A 14,676-nucleotide genomic window follows, 5' to 3' on the forward strand; every position below is an offset into this window, starting at 1 on the left:
GGGATCGGGCGTCGCGCGCGGCTGTATCAGGTGTCGTGGTCCTGGATCAGGTGTCGTACTCCTGGATCCGCTTCCCGTGACTCCGGTCGATCAGTGCGGGCAGCCGCTCCCCCAACTCCCTTACGGTGGAGGGGAGGTCGAGTGTGAGCAGCTCGCGATCCCGCATCAGCACCCGGCCGTCGACGATCGTCGTCCGTACGTCGCCGGCGCGGGCGCTGTGCACGAGCGTGGCCGCGAGGTCGTGCACCGGCTGGGTGTGCGGCCCGGTGAGGTCCACCAGGATGATGTCGGCCCGACGCCCCGGCGCGAGGCTTCCGACCCGCTCGCCGAGACCGACGGCCCGCGCACTCTGGAGCGTCGCGTGGTGCAGGGCTTGACGGGATGTCAGCCACCGTGGATCGCCCTCGGTCGACTTCTGGACGAGTGAGGTGAGCGCCATGGCCTCCCACACGTCCAGGGAGTTGTTGGAGGCGGCCCCGTCCGTGGCAAGCCCGACGGGAACACCGATCTCACGCAGGGCGCGCACCGGCGTCGGACCCCACGCGAACTTCAAGTACCCGCGCGGCGCGGTCGCGACGGCGACGGAGCCCGCTGCAACCGCTCGCTCCAGCACAGGCAGATCGCGCTCGACGATGCCGGTGCCGTGCGCGATGAGCACACTGGTGCCGGTGCCGAGGATCCCGGTCCGCTCCAGGATCTCGATGGGTGTACGGCCGTGCCGGGCAAGGCTGTTGTCGGTCTGGTCGCGGCTCTCGGAGGCGTGGAGGTGTACGGGAAGGCCGTGTGCGCGGGCGAGTTCGGCGGTCGCGGCGAGGTCGGCGTCGTCCACGGTGTACGGGGCGTGCGGGGCGAGTGCGGTGGTGATGCGGCCGTCGGCCGTTCCCCGGTGCCGGAGCGCGAACTCCAGTGATTTCTCCCGGCCTTCGGGACCTCCCGAGGAGAAGAACGCCTCCCCCAGATGCGCGCGCAGCCCGCTCTCCGCCACCACTGCGGCGACGGTGTCCATCGAGAAGTAGTGGTCGGCGAAACAGGTGACCCCGCCGCGGATCATCTCGGCGCAGGCGAGCCGTGCCCCCAACTCCACGTCCCTGGCGGTGAGGTTGGACTCGATCGGCCAGATGAAGTCGTTGAACCACTCCTCGGCGGGCAGATCCTCGGCGATGCCGCGCAGCGCGACCATCGGCGAGTGCGTATGGCAGTTGATGAGGCCGGGCATCGCCACCTGGCCACGGGCGTCGATGCGCTCGACGGCGTCCACGGCGGACGCACCGCCGGTGACGGCCTCGATGACCCCCCCTCGTACGACGATCGAGGCGTCCTCGACGAAGACGGCCTCCTCGTGGTCGTCGTGCACGAGGGCGGTGCATCCGGTGATGAGGAGATCGGCGGGGCCCTGCGCGGCGGAGGCCGGGGACGGAGTCGCGGAAGACGGCGTCATTGCGTCACCGTACGACGGGGTCGTGCCACCGGGGGACAGGAACCGCGCATCCGGAGCCGGCCGCCCTGATGGCCCCCGTACCGAGCCCTCGACGTCACACGGCGACGGGCACCTCGGGCCCGTGCTTCACGCGCAGCCCCGCCCGCACCCGCCCCTCGGCCAGTTCGTGGAGGAGTTCGGCGATCCGCTCGGTGTGGCGGGGTGTGAGCCGCCCGTTGTCGTCGAGTTGGACGGCGCACGCCGTGGTCGTGTCGACGAGCCGTTCGAGGGTGGCCGCCACCTCGTCCGTGCCCTCCGCGTGCCGTGCGAGGGCGGGGAGTTCGGCGGCGGCGAGGTCGATCGCGGCGCGGGCCTCGGCGAGCGCGCGATAGGCCTCGCGGCGCAGGGCCCAGCGGCCGGCCTTGTCGTCCGTCGTGCCCTCGTTCAGCACATGCGCGAGGTAGGCGTCCGCTGCCTCCACGGCGCGGATGAGCCGGGCCCGTACCGTCCCCCCGCGCTGCCCGAGCGCCGGCAGATGCCCGACGAGCAGCACGATCCCGCAGGCCAGCAGCGTCTCGCCGATGCGGCTCCAGGCGGCCGGCGGCTCCCCCGCGACCATGACGAGGGCGAGTACGAGAACGGTGACGACAGCGGTCTGCGCGGCGAAGTGCCGCGTGGCGACGGGGATCAGGGCGCCGCAGACGGCCACGACGGCGACCAGCCCGGCGGGCCTGGGCAGCAGTGCGGCGAGCCCGGCGAAGACGATGGCGCCAAGGACGGTCCCCGCCGCCCGGCACAGCACGCGCGAGGCGAGCGGCCCGAGGTCGGGCTTGACGAGGAAGACGGCGGTCGCGGGGAGCCAGTACCAGTGGGAGTGGTTCCCGTACCACTGGGCGTGGTGCAGGGCCTGCGCCACGCCCGCGCTGGCGCCGAAGCAGAGGGCGACGCGGAGCCCGTACTCACGCCCTCCCGCGCCGAAGGCGGTGCGCGCGAGGGACAGGGCGGTACGGCGCCGGGTGTGCAGGTTCCTTCCGGTGCCGCCCCCGTCGAAGGCCTCGGCGGCGTGCAGCAGCGCGTCGTCGAGGGCGCGCAGGGCGGGCGCGGAGCGGGAGGGCGCGGGCAGTGGTCCGGTGTGCGCGCCGGTCCGTACGGCGGCGGCGAGCCGCCGGGGTCCTTCCGCGGCCCGCGCGGGCACCGTCTCTCCCACCCAGGCGAGCGCGGTCGCGGCCTCGGCGAGCGGCAGCGCGGCGGCGTACTGCGCGTGCAGCCGCCGCTCGGCCCCCGAGCTGGCGTACCGCCGCAGCCGGGGCCCGGCGAGCGCGTCCTGCGCGTGGTCGAGCGCGGCGGTGAGGGCGACGCGGCGGCGGCTCGCATCCGGCCCGCCGGCGGCGGCCAGCAGTTCGGCGATCGCCTCGTACACGGCGCCGACGGCGTCCCGCTCGCCGTCGAACCGGTAGTCACCGGCGGTGACCGCGGTCGTCGGCAGCGCGAGCCGCAGCCCGATGAGCCACGCGGCACCGGCGAGGTAGAACAGCGCACGCTGCCACCCGGGTTCGGGCAGCGGCATCCCGGCCCCGATGGCGCAGGCCACGAGCAGCTGCGTCCCGGCCCCGGAGGCGACGGGCCCGACGGCACTCATACCGCCCGCGACGAGCCCGAGGCCGGTGAAGAACAGGGTGAGGGCCACCGCCCCGACATGCTGTCCGGCGTACGACCCGACGAGCAGCCCTCCGGCCCCCGCGAGGCCGGGCACCCCAATCCTCCTGACCGCGGCCCGCCGACTCCCCGGCCTGTCGTTGATCCCGGCGAGCATGGCCCCGAGCGCGGCGACCACTCCGACGGACGGCCGCCCGGCGACCACCGCCACGAGCAGCAGCGGCCCGGCCGCCAGCGCACCCCGGACGACCGCACTCCAGGGCACGGGTCCCCGCTGGGAGCGCAGGGCATGGGCGAGCCAGGGCGGCAGGGCGACGCTGGGGAGTGGCACGGGGCTCCTGTCGGGCGAGGGCGGGGGCGCCTTCGGGCGACATCGGCCGGGCTGTTGTGGTGCCTACGGTAGATCGCGTTGCTGGAGGGAATGGGACGCAAGTGTTTCGGCGAGGTGACGCTTCACGTGGGCGCCGCGTTCTTTATGAACGCAACCCCTGTATGAAGGCGAATACTGAGTCTGGAGCGGGAGTCAGTTCCCGCCGGCCACCGCCTCCCGCAGTGCCGCGAGCTCCCCGTACATCGTCCCGCCCGGGCAGTCCGTCTCCATCCAGTCGCGGTGGCCGCTGATTTCGGGGACGTCCTTCTTCGTGGCGTTGACCGGGTTGGTGTACGTGGCCTGGGCCTTGGGGTCGACGCCGTGGAGGCGGGTGAGGACGCGGGCCAGGCGGGTGAGGGCTGTGCGGGCGGCGTCGGTCGGGCCCTGGTCGACCAGGGTGCCGAGGAGGGCGATGCCGAGGTTGCCCGAGTTGAAGCCGCCCACGTGGAAGGCGGTGACGAGCTTGCCGGCGGCGTCGTGCGCGGGGATGCCGTCGGCGCCCGAGTAACGGCCCTCGTAGATACGGCCCTTCTCGTCGATGAGGAAGTGATAGCCGATGTCGCCCCAGTCGTTGGTGACCGCGTGGAACTGGTAGATCGCGCGCACCGTGGCTGCCGGGTCCGGGTCGCCGTTGGGGGTGTCGGTGTGGTGGACCGTGATCGTCTGGAACGGGTAGTACACCGTCGGCGAGTTCTCCGTACCGTCCGCCTTGAAGCGCAGCGACTCGTCCGCGCCCCAGGCCGCGCGCGACAGATAGGCGACGCCCCGCATCCGGGTCGTGTCCTTGGGTACGGCCACCTCGCGCTGCGGTCCCCGGGTGGTGTCGAGGGCCAGCGAGCGCAGACCGCTCGCACCGTCCGGTGCCTTCAGCTCGTAACCGGAAGCCTGGTCGGCGGGGATGAGCAGCGCGCCGCCGTTGCTGCCCGAACAGCCGCTGCCGCTCAGGGACTTCCACGCTCCCTTGCCTCCGCCCGCGTCGGTCAGCCGGATGCCGCCGCCCGCGGTTTCGCTCGTGCCGGCCCAGCTCACACCCACGTAGCCGATGGGGAAGGCCGCCTCTACGGGCGCTTCGCCGGTGGCCGCCTTGGCGCGGGTCCTGGGGAAGGTCTCGGAGGTCGTACCGGCCCCGGCGTTGGCGTCGGTGGCGCCCGAGTCCGTCGTGTCGGACGTCGTGCCGGACGTGGTGTCGGACGTGGTGTTCGCCATTACGACGGGTGTGAGCGCGGCGCCTGCCGCGACCGCGCCCGCGGCGCCGATCAGCCCGCGCCGTGTGACACGGGACCGGACGCGGTGGGAGGTGGGGGGAACAGTCATGGGAGGCGTCCTTCGAGGTTCCTTGGAGATTCAACGGAGCCTACGGCTCCGGGTTACCGCCTCGCCCCACACGCCCCGGCACAGTCACCGGATGCACCCCTCTCCCGCCCACGTTGTCCGCGAATTCCACCTGCCATTCGAACTCGACGCCGACGCACGGTAATTGACACGTACACGCAACGCCTGGGAAAACACCGCTTCCTACGGTCGGCGGCGAGCGTCTGTCGCCGACCTGCTAGGAGCCGTGTTACGTGAAGATCGCCCACCGTACTGCCGCCCTGCTCTGTACGTTCGCCGTCGCCGCGGGGGTCTCGCTGTCCAGCGCGAGTGCCCAGCCCAAGGAGAAGGAGGATGTGCCCGAGGTCGCCGTGATCGGGACCGGCGGCACCATCTCCGGAGTCAGTACCAGCCGCGTCTCCTTCCAGGACTACAAGTCGGGGCAGCTCGCGATCTCCAAGATGGTGGACGAGTTGCGGCCCGAGGTGGACGGGCTCGCCGATGTGACGACCGAGCAGTTCGGGAACAAGGGGTCGAGCGGGTACTCCATCGCGGACTACCGCAAGCTCACCGCGTCCGTCGACGCCGCGCTCAAGAAGAACGACGCGGTGGTGGTGACCACCGGTACGGACACCATGGAGGAGTTCGCGTACTGGCTCGACCTGACCGTGCGCAGCGACAAGCCGGTGATCCTCACCGGTTCGATGCGGCCGTGGACGGTCATCGGTACCGACGCGCCCGCCAATCTCTACAACGCGATCAAGCTGGCCGCGAGCAACAAGACGAAGTGCTACGGCACTGTCGTCATGCTCAACGACCAGATCCAGGCCGCGCGGGAGGTCCGCAAGACCAACGCTCTGCGCATGGACACCTTCGAGAGCGGCCCCTCCGGCGAACTCGGCGTCATCGACCAGGACAACATCCGGCTCAACCGGGCGCCGGCCCGCGTCCAGAAGTGCGGCAAGGCGAGCTGGCGTACACCCTTCGACCTGGACCGGATCGTCGGCAAGGTGAGTGACAAGTCGAGCACGCCTCTGCCGAGGGTGGAGATCGCGTACTCCTACCAGGACGCCGGCGGTGAGGCGATCACGGCGTTCGCGGACGCCGGGGCGAAGGGCATCGTCACCGCGGGCACGGGCGCCGGCGGTATCTCGCCCGCGATGACGACCGCGCGGACCGAGGCGGTGAAGAAGGGGGTGACGTTCGCGTCGACCACCCGTACCGGTTCGGGGGCGGTGTACGGCTCGTCCGACACCACCGGCGTCATCGGCGCAGAGGATCTGACCGCACAGAAGGCCCGGCTCCTCCTGCTCCTCTCACTCGCGGCGACGGACGACGAGAAGCAGATACGGACGTGGTTCGCGACGCTGGGGACGGCGCAGTTCACCACGAAGTGAGGGGCGACTGCCGGTCCGCGGGCAGGGGCGTGCCGGCAGTGGGTCGGGGCGACTCGACCCCTCGACGTGGACCCGATATTCGTGGACCCGATATTCGGATGCGGCCCCGCCCCCATGCCCCACATCATCGGCAGGTTGCCCACCGCCGCCGCCGAAGGCCCAATCCGGGCCGAAGCCGCAGATCCCCGGGAGCCCGCATGGTCCAGCGCGTCACCGTCCCCAGCCTCTTCACCCCACCCCTCTACTCCCACGCGTCCGTGGTCGAAGCGGGCACCAAACTCGCCTTCCTCGCCGGGTCCGTACCCCTCGACGCCAAGGGGAACATCGTCGGCGAGGCCGATCCCGTACGGCAGGCCGAGCAGGTGCTGGCCAACCTCGACGAGCAACTGCGCGCGGTAGGCAGCGACATGGCACATGTCGTGTCGACCGACGTGTACGTCGTCGGCAGTGAGCCTGCGGTGCTGTCCGCGGTCTGGGAGGTCGTCGAGGCGTCCGGGCTCAGCGTCGGCCCGCACTCGTCGACGCTGATCGGGGTGGCCTGCCTCGGGTACACCGGCCAACTGGTGGAGATCACGGCGACCGCCGTAGTGCCGGAGCCGGAGACGGACCGCGTTTAGGGCGTACCCGCGTTCCGCGCCAGCTCCAGCGCGTACGACTCCCACCACTGCCCGGCCGCCGGCCCGCCCCGGCACGTCCCGTCCGACTCCCCCGGCCGTTTGATCCACACATACGCGTCGATCAGTGGATCCCCCGTCCGGGCGGTCGGCGGCGTACCCAGGGCCCTGCCCGGCGGATTGCACCAGGAATCCGTACCGGTGTAGGGCCCGTTGCCGTTCCTGCTCGTGTCGACGACGAAGTGGGTGCCGCCGAGGTCCTCCGACAGCGATTTCCCGTACGCTGAACTGGCCGCGTTCGTCTGGAAGTTGGAGACGTTGAGCGCGATGCCGTCCGCGCCGGCGACCCCCGACTCCGTCAATCCGTCAGCCATGCGCCATGTCTCGGGGATCCAGGCGGAGTTGCCCGCGTCGAGGTAGACGCGGGTGCCCGCTTGCCGCTTGAAGCGGTCGACGGCGTACGCGAGCAGCGCGTACCGCTCCTTCGCCACGACCCGGGTGCAGCCCGCCACCAGCTGGGCCACGGCGTCCGGTTCGACGATCACGTATGCGCCCCGGTCGCCGAGGCCCGCCGCGAACTCGTCGACCCAGGTGCGGTAGGCCCTCGCGGTCGGGGCTCCTCCGCCGGAGTAGGCACCGCAGTCGCGGTTCGGAATGTAGTAGGCGACGAGCACAGCCGTACGTCCCTGGCGCGCGGCCGCGGTCGTACGGTCCCGTACGACCGCTTCGGGGCCGGGTCCGTTGAGCCACTCGGCCTGGGCGCGGATGGCGATGCGGTCCATGAGCAGGGCGTCCGCGGTGCGTCCGGTGGCCCGCCACTCGGCGGCCTGCCGGGCGGCGCGGGAGTCGGGGTCCACCCAGAAGGGGTCGTCGACGGCACCGGAGGCACCGGTGCAGCAGAGACCGACGAGCGCGGCGGCCAGGAGTGCTCTCAGCGACGGCACGGGCGGCTCCGTTCACGGGGTTGGGCCGGCTGTCCGGTCCTCCCCAGAGGGTGCGGTCAGGGCCCGCCGGCGCCCTGCCGTCCACGGCCGGGTCGCCGCAGGATCACTCCGACGGAGGCGAGCCCGCACCCGTACTCGCGCCCGTCCCCGTCCCCATCCCCCGGGGAGAACCCCACGTCCGCCGCTTCGCCAACGGCTTCGCATAGCTCCCCGCCCGGCTGGTCGTGAGCCCCAGCGCGACGAGCGACTCGGCGAGCTTGACCGCCGCGGCCACCCCGTCGACGACGGGCAGTCCCAGCTTCTCCCCCACCACCCGCTGCAGCCCGGTCATCCCGGCGCACCCGAGTACGAGCACCTCGGCGCCGGCCGCCCGGGCCCGCTCGGCGGCGGTCACGAAGGCCTCCTCGGTGCGCTGGGCGTCGCCGAGGTCGAGGACGCCGAGCCCGGTGCCGACGACGGCGGCGCAGTGGGCGGCGACCCCGGCCGCGTGCAGGCTGTCCTCGATCTGGCCGCGCGAGCGCTCCAGGGTGGTGACGACGCCGTACCGCCGACCGAGCAGGCACGCGAGATGGGCGGCTGCCTCGGTGATGTCGACGACGGGTACGTCGACGAGTTCCCGGGCGCCCTCGCGTCCGTGTTCCCCGAACCCGGCCATGACGACGGCGTCGTAGGGACCCTCGTACGTCCGCAGGGTGTCGAGGACGGCCGCCGCCGACAGGTGACTGTCGAGCCAGCCCTCCGCGGACTCCGGTCCCCAGGCGGGCGTCAGTCCGGTCACGGTGGTGCCCGGGCCTGCGGCGGCCCGGGCACCCCGTACGATCTCCTCGGTCATCTCCTGCGTCGTGTTGCAGTTGGTGACGACGATCCGCACGCTCAGCCCTCCACAGGGGCGGGGGCGGTCTCGGCGGCCGCGCGCTCCGAGCGGCACAGCACCGCGTACAGTCCGGCCGCCAGCGCCGTCCCGATGAACCACGAGTACGGGGCCACGTCGCTGAAGTCCTTCACCAGCGCGAGCACCGCCGCGACGGCCGCGGAGGGCAGGAACGCCCACAGGGCCTTGGGGTTGACGCCCTTCCGGTAGTAATAGGGCGATCCCGGCTGGGCGTTGAAGAGCTGGTCGACGTCGACGCGGCCGCGCTTCACCCAGTAGTAGTCGAGCATGATCACGCCGAACAGCGGTCCCAGGAAGGCGCCGAGGCCGCCGAGGAAGTAGTTGACGACCGTGGGGTTGGAGAAGAGGTTCCAGGGGGTCACCAGGAGCGCGGCCACCGTGCTGATCATGCCGCCGATCCTGAAGGTGATCTTCTGCGGCCAGACGTTGGCGAGGTCGTACGCCGGTGAGACGAAGTTGGCGACGATGTTGACCCCCATGGTGGCGATGGCGAAGGTCAGGGCGCCGAGGACGAGGACCCAGGTGTTGCCGACCTTGGCGACGAGCAGCGCCGGGTCGGTGATGGCCTCGCCGAACACCTCGATGGAACCGGCCGTGACGATGACCGAGACGATCACGAAGGCCGTCGAATTGATGGGCAGGCCCCAGAAGTTGCCGCGCTTGACGGTCTTGTAGCCGGGCGCGAAGCGCGAGAAGTCGCAGAAGTTGAGCATCAGGGTGCCGTACGTGGCGAGGATCAGCCCGATCGCGCCGAACCACTGCCGCCACTGCTCGCCGACCGACACCGGGTGCGGGGTCGAGGTGAGGGAGATCGTCCAACCGGCCTTGGCGAGAACCCAGATGGCGAGCGCGATCATCACCAGCCAGATGGCCGGGCCGCAGAAGTCCTGGAACTTGCGGACCGACTCCATGCCCTGGCTGATGATCATTGCCTGGATCAGCCAGAGCGCGACGAACGACACCCAGCCGAGCGCGTCCAGGCCGAGGAAGGAGTGGTGGGTCCAGGACTCCAGGCCGGGCCAGGCCGCGAGCAGCATCACGTTTACCGCGACCGACGCCAGATAGGTCTGGATTCCGTACCACATGATGGCAATGACAGCCCTGATCAGCGCGGGGATGTTGGCGCCCCAGACGCCGAAGCTGATGCGGCTGACGACGGGGAAGGGCACACCGGTGCGCTGCCCGACCCGGCCCATCAGGTTCATCCCGACGTAGATGATCACGAAGCCGACGAGCAGCGACGTGAAGATCTGCCAGACGTTCATGCCGAGGACCAACAGGCCTGCCGCGAACGTGTAGTTGCCGAGGTTGTGGACGTCGGACATCCACATGGCGAAGAGGTCGAAGACCTTCCAGTTCCGCTTCTGCGCGGGCGCGAGGTCTTCGTTGGTGAGGCGGGGATCGGGGACGAACGCGGCGGTGCCGGTGGCTTCGGCACGGTCGGCGAGGGACACGGGGCCTCCATGGGCGAGGGGACGGAAGGCGGCCTTTCGGTCTTGTTCGGTACAGCTTCGGCGTGGCATTGACGTGGCTTTGGCTGGCTTTAGCCCGCCTTTGGTATACCAAACTGTCGTCATGGTCCCGCCGCCGATGACGCCCGCCCATGTCCTTGCAGTTACGACTCCGTAAAACACCCCCGAAGTCGGCGAACATGGACCCATGACGAAGATCGAACCCCTGGGTGCGGTGCGGGAGCGCGTTCTCGCCGCGCTGCGGCAGGAGATCATCGCCGGACGGCTGCGCCCCGGCGACCGGCTGGTCGAACGCGAGCTCGCCGAGCGCTTCGGGGTCTCCCGCGTCCCGGTCCGCGAGGCGATCCGTTCGCTGGTCGGCGAAGGGTTCGTGCACTTCGAGACGCCGCGCCGCACGGTGGTGCGCCGGCTGACCCCGACCGACGTGAAGGAACTCTTCGAACTCCGCGAGGCCCTAGAGGTCTACGCCGCCGGGCTCGCCGCCTCCCGCTCCACGCCTCAAGACCTCGCGGAACTACGGGAGTTGCTCGACCAGGCGGCGACCGCGACCCGCGCCGGGGACGCCGAGACCATCACCGACATCAACACCCGCTTCCACGACCGCATCCTCGCCATGGCGGGCAACAGCCTGCTGATCTCCGTCATGGAACCCGTCGACGGCCGCCTGCGCTGGCTCACCCGGCAGAACGAGGAGTGGCCCCAACTCCTCACGGAACACCACGAGTTGTACGACTCCATCGCATCCGGCGACCCGGACCGCGCCCGCGCCCACGCCCTCGCACACGTCCAGGCCAACTACCGGTCGACGGTGCGCCATCTCTTCGGGGAGGGCTAGCGAACCCGTACGGCCGGCGAACCCATACAGCTGGCGCCCCTCAAGCGACTAGCCCGGGTGCGGCTTCGTAGGCAGCCCCGCCGCATCCGCCGCCGCGCTCAGGACCTCCCGCAGCATCGCGGGGGTCAGCCGCCTGGTGAAGGTGTTGCGCTGGCTGACGTGGAAGCATCCGAAGAGCTCGATCGAGCCGGACGCGAGCGGCGCCCCGGGCGCGCGCGGCGCCCCGAGGGTGAGCCGCGCTCCGTGCGCGAACGCGGGGCGGGGCCGGGGCACCGTCCACCCCGCCTCGGCGAAGGCGGGCAGCGCGGCCTGCCACCCGAAGGCTCCGAGTACGACAACCGCCCGAAGTGAGGGCCGCAGCAGCTCCAGTTCCCGCACGAGCCACGGCCGGCAGGCGTCCCGCTCGTCCGGGGTCGGCTTGTTGGCCGGCGGAGCGCAGTGCACGGGCGAGGTGATGCGTACGCCGTACAGTTCCAGCCCGTCGTCCGCGCTCACCGCGGTCCCCCTCGACGCGAGCCCCACGTCGTGCAGCGCCGCGTAGAGCACATCGCCGGAGCGGTCCCCAGTGAACATCCGCCCGGTCCGGTTCGCGCCGTGCGCGGCGGGCGCGAGGCCGACGATCAGCAGGGACGCGTCGGCGGGTCCGAACCCCGGGACGGGCCGCCCCCAGTACGTCTCGTCGGCGAAGGCCGCGCGCTTGGTACGGGCCACGTCCTCACGCCACTCCACGAGGCGGGGACAGGCCCGGCACCCCGTGATCCGCCCGTCCAGCTCCGCAAGACCGCCGACGTCCATGCCACCACCGTACGACCGGGGCGGTCAGGGCGGTCAGGTCATCGCCGCACCGGCCGCCACGAACCCGCAGATCAGCAGGAACAGGATGGCGAGGAGCGGCCAGATGAAACGGAGGTACTTGTTGTAGCCGACCTTGGCGAGGGCGACGCCGCCGATGGTGACGGCGGTGGTGGGGACCCAGAGGTTCATCCAGCCGCTTGCGGACTGCCAGGCGGTGACGACCACCGCGCGGGAGACTCCCGCGAAGTCGGCGAGCGGGGCGAGGATCGGCATGGCCAGGGTCGCGTGGCCCGAGGTGGAGGGGATGAGGAAGGCCAGCGGCAGGTTCACGACGAAGACGATGATCGCGAAGACGCCGGAGGAGGTGCCCTTCACGACGCCCTCGATGGAATGCAGCACGGTGTCGGTGATCTTCGAGTTGTTCATGATCACGGTGACTCCGCGCGCCAGCACGATCACCAGCGCCGGGGAGATGAAGTCAGCCGCGCCCTGGATGATCGTCGCGCTCAGCTTCTGCTCGCCCATCCGCGCCAGCAGCCCGATCAGCACCGCCGCACACAGGAACAGCGCCGCCAACTGCGGGAAGGACCAGCCGAGTTCGAAGCCGTACGGTGTCGCGTCCGCCTCGCCCGTGAGCGCGCTCGCCCAGGGCACCACCGAGAAGATCATGAAGGCGAAGACCAGCGCCGTCGCGACCAGGACCGCCTTGTGCAGGCCGGTCAGCTCGGGCACCACGCCCGCGGCCTCGCTCGCCTGCTCGCGGTCGCCGGGCAGGAACCCGGTGAGCGACCGGTCCGGGTTCCGCTGCACGCGCCGCGCGTACCGGACGACGTACGCGATCGTCACCACTGTCAGCACCACCCACATCACGAACCGCAGCACGATGCCGTCACCGAGCGAGATGTCCGCGGCGGACGAGGCCACACCCGTCGCGAAGGGGTTCACCGTCGAGCACAGCACGCCGATCCCGGCGCCGAGAATGATCGTGCCGACGGCCACCATCCGGTCGTACCCGAGTGCCAGCATCAACGGCACGATCAGCCCGTAGAAGCCGAGCGTCTCCTCGGCGAAGCCCTCCACCGTGCCGAGCACGGAGAACACCACCATCACTCCCGCGATGAGCAACGCCCCGCGCTCGCGCAGCCGGTGGGCGAGCCGGCCGATGCCCCGGTCGAGGGCGCCCGTGGCGAAGACGACGGTGATGAAGGCCCCGATGGCGAGCACGAAGAGGAACACGCCCGCGCTGCCGTACAGTTCACCTGCCATGTCGGGCCCGACCTGCCCGCTCTTCTCGTCCTGGACGCCGTAGAGGCCGTTGACGGGAGAGAGGAAGAGGTCGTTGAGCCGGTCGACGAAGCTCTGGCCGGAGTCCACCCGGTGGTAGGTGCCCTGGACAGGTGCGCCCGCGTCGTCGCGGTCGTACTGCCCGGCCGGGATCAGAAACGCCAGCGCCCAGACCGCGATCGTGACGATGGCGAGGACGGTCAGCGCGCTGGGAAAGGTGAACTTCCGTTTGTGCGGTGGCTCTTCATGCTGCGGCTCTTCGGTCGCGGTGGTGGTCACGACGTCCCCTCGGCAGACGCCCCCTCGCCCCGGAAGCCGGCCGCGTACTCCCGTACGAAGGCGCACATCGCCACCACCGTGTTGCGCAGCTCCGAGAAGAGCACACGCTCGTTGGGGGCGTGCAGATTGCACATGCTGTCCTGCGCGCCGAAGAGCAGCACCTCGGCGTTCGGGGCGGCCCGGGCCAGCCCGTTGACCAGCGGGATCGAACCGCCCGTCGCGACGTACGAAGCGTCCTCGCCCCAGGCCTCGCGAAGCGCCGTGAGGGCGGCACGGTAGGCGGGACCGCCGGTCGAGGCCTCGTAGCCGGGGCCCGTGTCGCCCGGCGTGACGGTGAGCGGGATGCCGAAGGGCCGCAGCGAGCGCAGATGCTCGACGAGCCTCGCCCGCGCCTCCTTCGCGTCCTGCTTCGGGTGGAAGCGGAGGTTGAGCTTGGCGCGGGCGTACGGCACGACGGCCGACGCGGCATGCTCGACGCCCGGCGCGTCCAGTCCGATCACGGTGATCGCGGGCCCGCTCCACAGCCGCTCACCGAGGCTCCCGCTGCCGATCAGCGGCAGCCCTTCCCGTACACCGGCCAGGCTCCGGAACTCGTCCTCCCTGTACGTCGTCCCCGTCCACTCCTCCCGCCTGAGCCCCGCCACGGCCACGTCACCGTGCACGTCGTGCAGCGTCGACAGCGCCTTCAACAGGACCAGCAGCGCATCCGGTGCCGCGCCGCCGAACTCCCCGCTGTGGCGCGGCTCTTCGAGCGTGCGGACCTCGACGATCACCTCGGAGGCGCCGCGCAGCCCGGTGGTCAGCGTGGGCGTGCCCGGCCGCAGATTTCCCAGGTCCGCGATGACCATCGCATCGCACGCGAACCGCTCGGGATCACTCGGCGGATAGTCGTCGAAGGGGCTGCCGTACTCCTCCTGCCCCTCGAACACGATCTTCACCCCGACCGGCGGCCGCCCCTCGTACGCCCGCAGCATCCCGAGATGCGCGATCACGTTCGACTTGTCGTCGGCGATCCCGCGCGCCCTGAGTCCGCCCTCGACGGGCGTCGGCTCGAAGGGCGGCGACAACCACAGCTTCTCGTCGCCGGGCGGCTGCACGTCGTAGTGCGAGTAGAGGAGGACGGTGGGCGCGTCCGGGCTCGGCGGCGGGATCTCGGCGAAGATCACGGGGGCGGTGTCGGGGAGGTCGATACGGTCGATCCGCTCGACACCAGCCTCCCGCAGCAGCCGTACGAGGAGATCGTGCGCCTCCTGGACCGGCTCGGCCGGAAATCCGGGGAAGGCGACGGAGGGAATGGCGGCGAGCCTCTCCAGGTCGGCGCGAAGGCCGTCCATCAACGCGTCGACCTTCGCTGCTGTCTCCACGTGTGCCCCTCGCTGTTTCCTGTTGCTGCCTGCTGCGGCCTGTGCC

12 protein-coding genes are annotated in these 14,676 nt (G+C 71.2%); 3 read left to right on the plus strand and 9 right to left on the minus strand.

What is annotated here, in order from left to right:
* Positions 1-46 precede the first annotated feature (46 nt).
* The 3 genes from OG219_RS12580 to OG219_RS12590 all read right to left on the minus strand — a co-directional run bounded on the left by OG219_RS12580 (position 47) and on the right by OG219_RS12590 (position 4,757).
* Positions 47-1,438 (minus strand): amidohydrolase, encoded by a 1,392-nt coding sequence (locus tag OG219_RS12580; RefSeq protein WP_266825896.1) that lies wholly within the window; start codon positions 1,436-1,438, stop codon positions 47-49.
* A 94-nt stretch (positions 1,439-1,532) separates the two neighbouring features.
* The gene (locus tag OG219_RS12585; RefSeq protein ID WP_266825898.1) at positions 1,533-3,404 is read right to left on the minus strand and encodes an FUSC family protein; all 1,872 of its coding nucleotides are present in this window, start codon (positions 3,402-3,404) and stop codon (positions 1,533-1,535) included.
* A gap of 192 nt (positions 3,405-3,596) precedes the next feature.
* Positions 3,597-4,757, minus strand: a complete 1,161-nt coding sequence (locus tag OG219_RS12590; RefSeq protein ID WP_266825900.1) for a peptidoglycan recognition family protein — start codon at positions 4,755-4,757, stop codon at positions 3,597-3,599.
* A 251-nt stretch (positions 4,758-5,008) separates the two neighbouring features.
* Between OG219_RS12590 and OG219_RS12595 the strand changes: the two genes are divergently transcribed.
* Both OG219_RS12595 and OG219_RS12600 read left to right on the plus strand, forming a co-directional pair.
* Entirely contained in the window at positions 5,009-6,151 is a 1,143-nt protein-coding gene (locus OG219_RS12595) for an asparaginase (protein ID WP_266825902.1), read from the plus strand.
* A 197-nt stretch (positions 6,152-6,348) separates the two neighbouring features.
* Positions 6,349-6,768 (plus strand): RidA family protein, encoded by a 420-nt coding sequence (locus OG219_RS12600; RefSeq protein WP_266825904.1) that lies wholly within the window; start codon positions 6,349-6,351, stop codon positions 6,766-6,768.
* On the opposite strand, the gene OG219_RS12605 is transcribed toward OG219_RS12600, so the two are convergent.
* The 3 genes from OG219_RS12605 to OG219_RS12615 form a co-directional block, all read right to left on the minus strand.
* Complete coding sequence (locus tag OG219_RS12605) at positions 6,765-7,709, minus strand: glycoside hydrolase family 6 protein (RefSeq protein ID WP_266825906.1); 945 nt, start codon at positions 7,707-7,709, stop codon at positions 6,765-6,767. The two genes, OG219_RS12600 and OG219_RS12605, sit on opposite strands and share 4 nt — an antisense overlap.
* A 103-nt stretch (positions 7,710-7,812) precedes the next feature.
* Positions 7,813-8,580 carry an aspartate/glutamate racemase family protein gene (locus OG219_RS12610; protein ID WP_266825908.1) on the minus strand — a complete coding sequence of 256 codons (768 nt, stop codon included), beginning with the start codon at positions 8,578-8,580 and terminating at the stop codon, positions 7,813-7,815.
* 2 nt (positions 8,581-8,582) lie between these two features.
* Complete coding sequence (locus tag OG219_RS12615) at positions 8,583-10,055, minus strand: NCS1 family nucleobase:cation symporter-1 (protein WP_266825910.1); 1,473 nt, start codon at positions 10,053-10,055, stop codon at positions 8,583-8,585.
* 205 nt (positions 10,056-10,260) lie between these two features.
* Here OG219_RS12615 and OG219_RS12620 point away from each other — a divergent pair, with 205 nt between their 5' ends.
* A complete protein-coding gene (locus tag OG219_RS12620) occupies positions 10,261-10,908 on the plus strand; it encodes a GntR family transcriptional regulator (protein WP_266825912.1) in 648 nt (215 codons plus the stop codon).
* A 48-nt stretch (positions 10,909-10,956) separates the two neighbouring features.
* On the opposite strand, the gene OG219_RS12625 is transcribed toward OG219_RS12620, so the two are convergent.
* Genes OG219_RS12625 through OG219_RS12635 form a run of 3 tightly spaced genes read right to left on the minus strand, consistent with a single transcriptional unit; the run spans position 10,957 to position 14,630 of the window.
* Complete coding sequence (locus tag OG219_RS12625; RefSeq protein WP_266825914.1) at positions 10,957-11,703, minus strand: uracil-DNA glycosylase; 747 nt, start codon at positions 11,701-11,703, stop codon at positions 10,957-10,959.
* 33 nt (positions 11,704-11,736) lie between these two features.
* Positions 11,737-13,266: a YfcC family protein gene (locus tag OG219_RS12630; protein WP_266825916.1), complete on the minus strand. Its 1,530-nt coding sequence runs from the start codon at positions 13,264-13,266 to the stop codon at positions 11,737-11,739.
* Positions 13,263-14,630, minus strand: coding sequence for a M20/M25/M40 family metallo-hydrolase (locus OG219_RS12635; RefSeq protein ID WP_266825918.1), 1,368 nt, complete (start codon positions 14,628-14,630; stop codon positions 13,263-13,265). Before OG219_RS12635 ends, OG219_RS12630 begins: the two co-directional genes overlap by 4 nt.
* Positions 14,631-14,676: the final 46 nt, after the last annotated feature.

The sequence above is a fragment of the Streptomyces sp. NBC_00038 genome, assembly GCF_026343635.1.
Classification (GTDB): Bacteria; Actinomycetota; Actinomycetes; order Streptomycetales; family Streptomycetaceae; genus Streptomyces.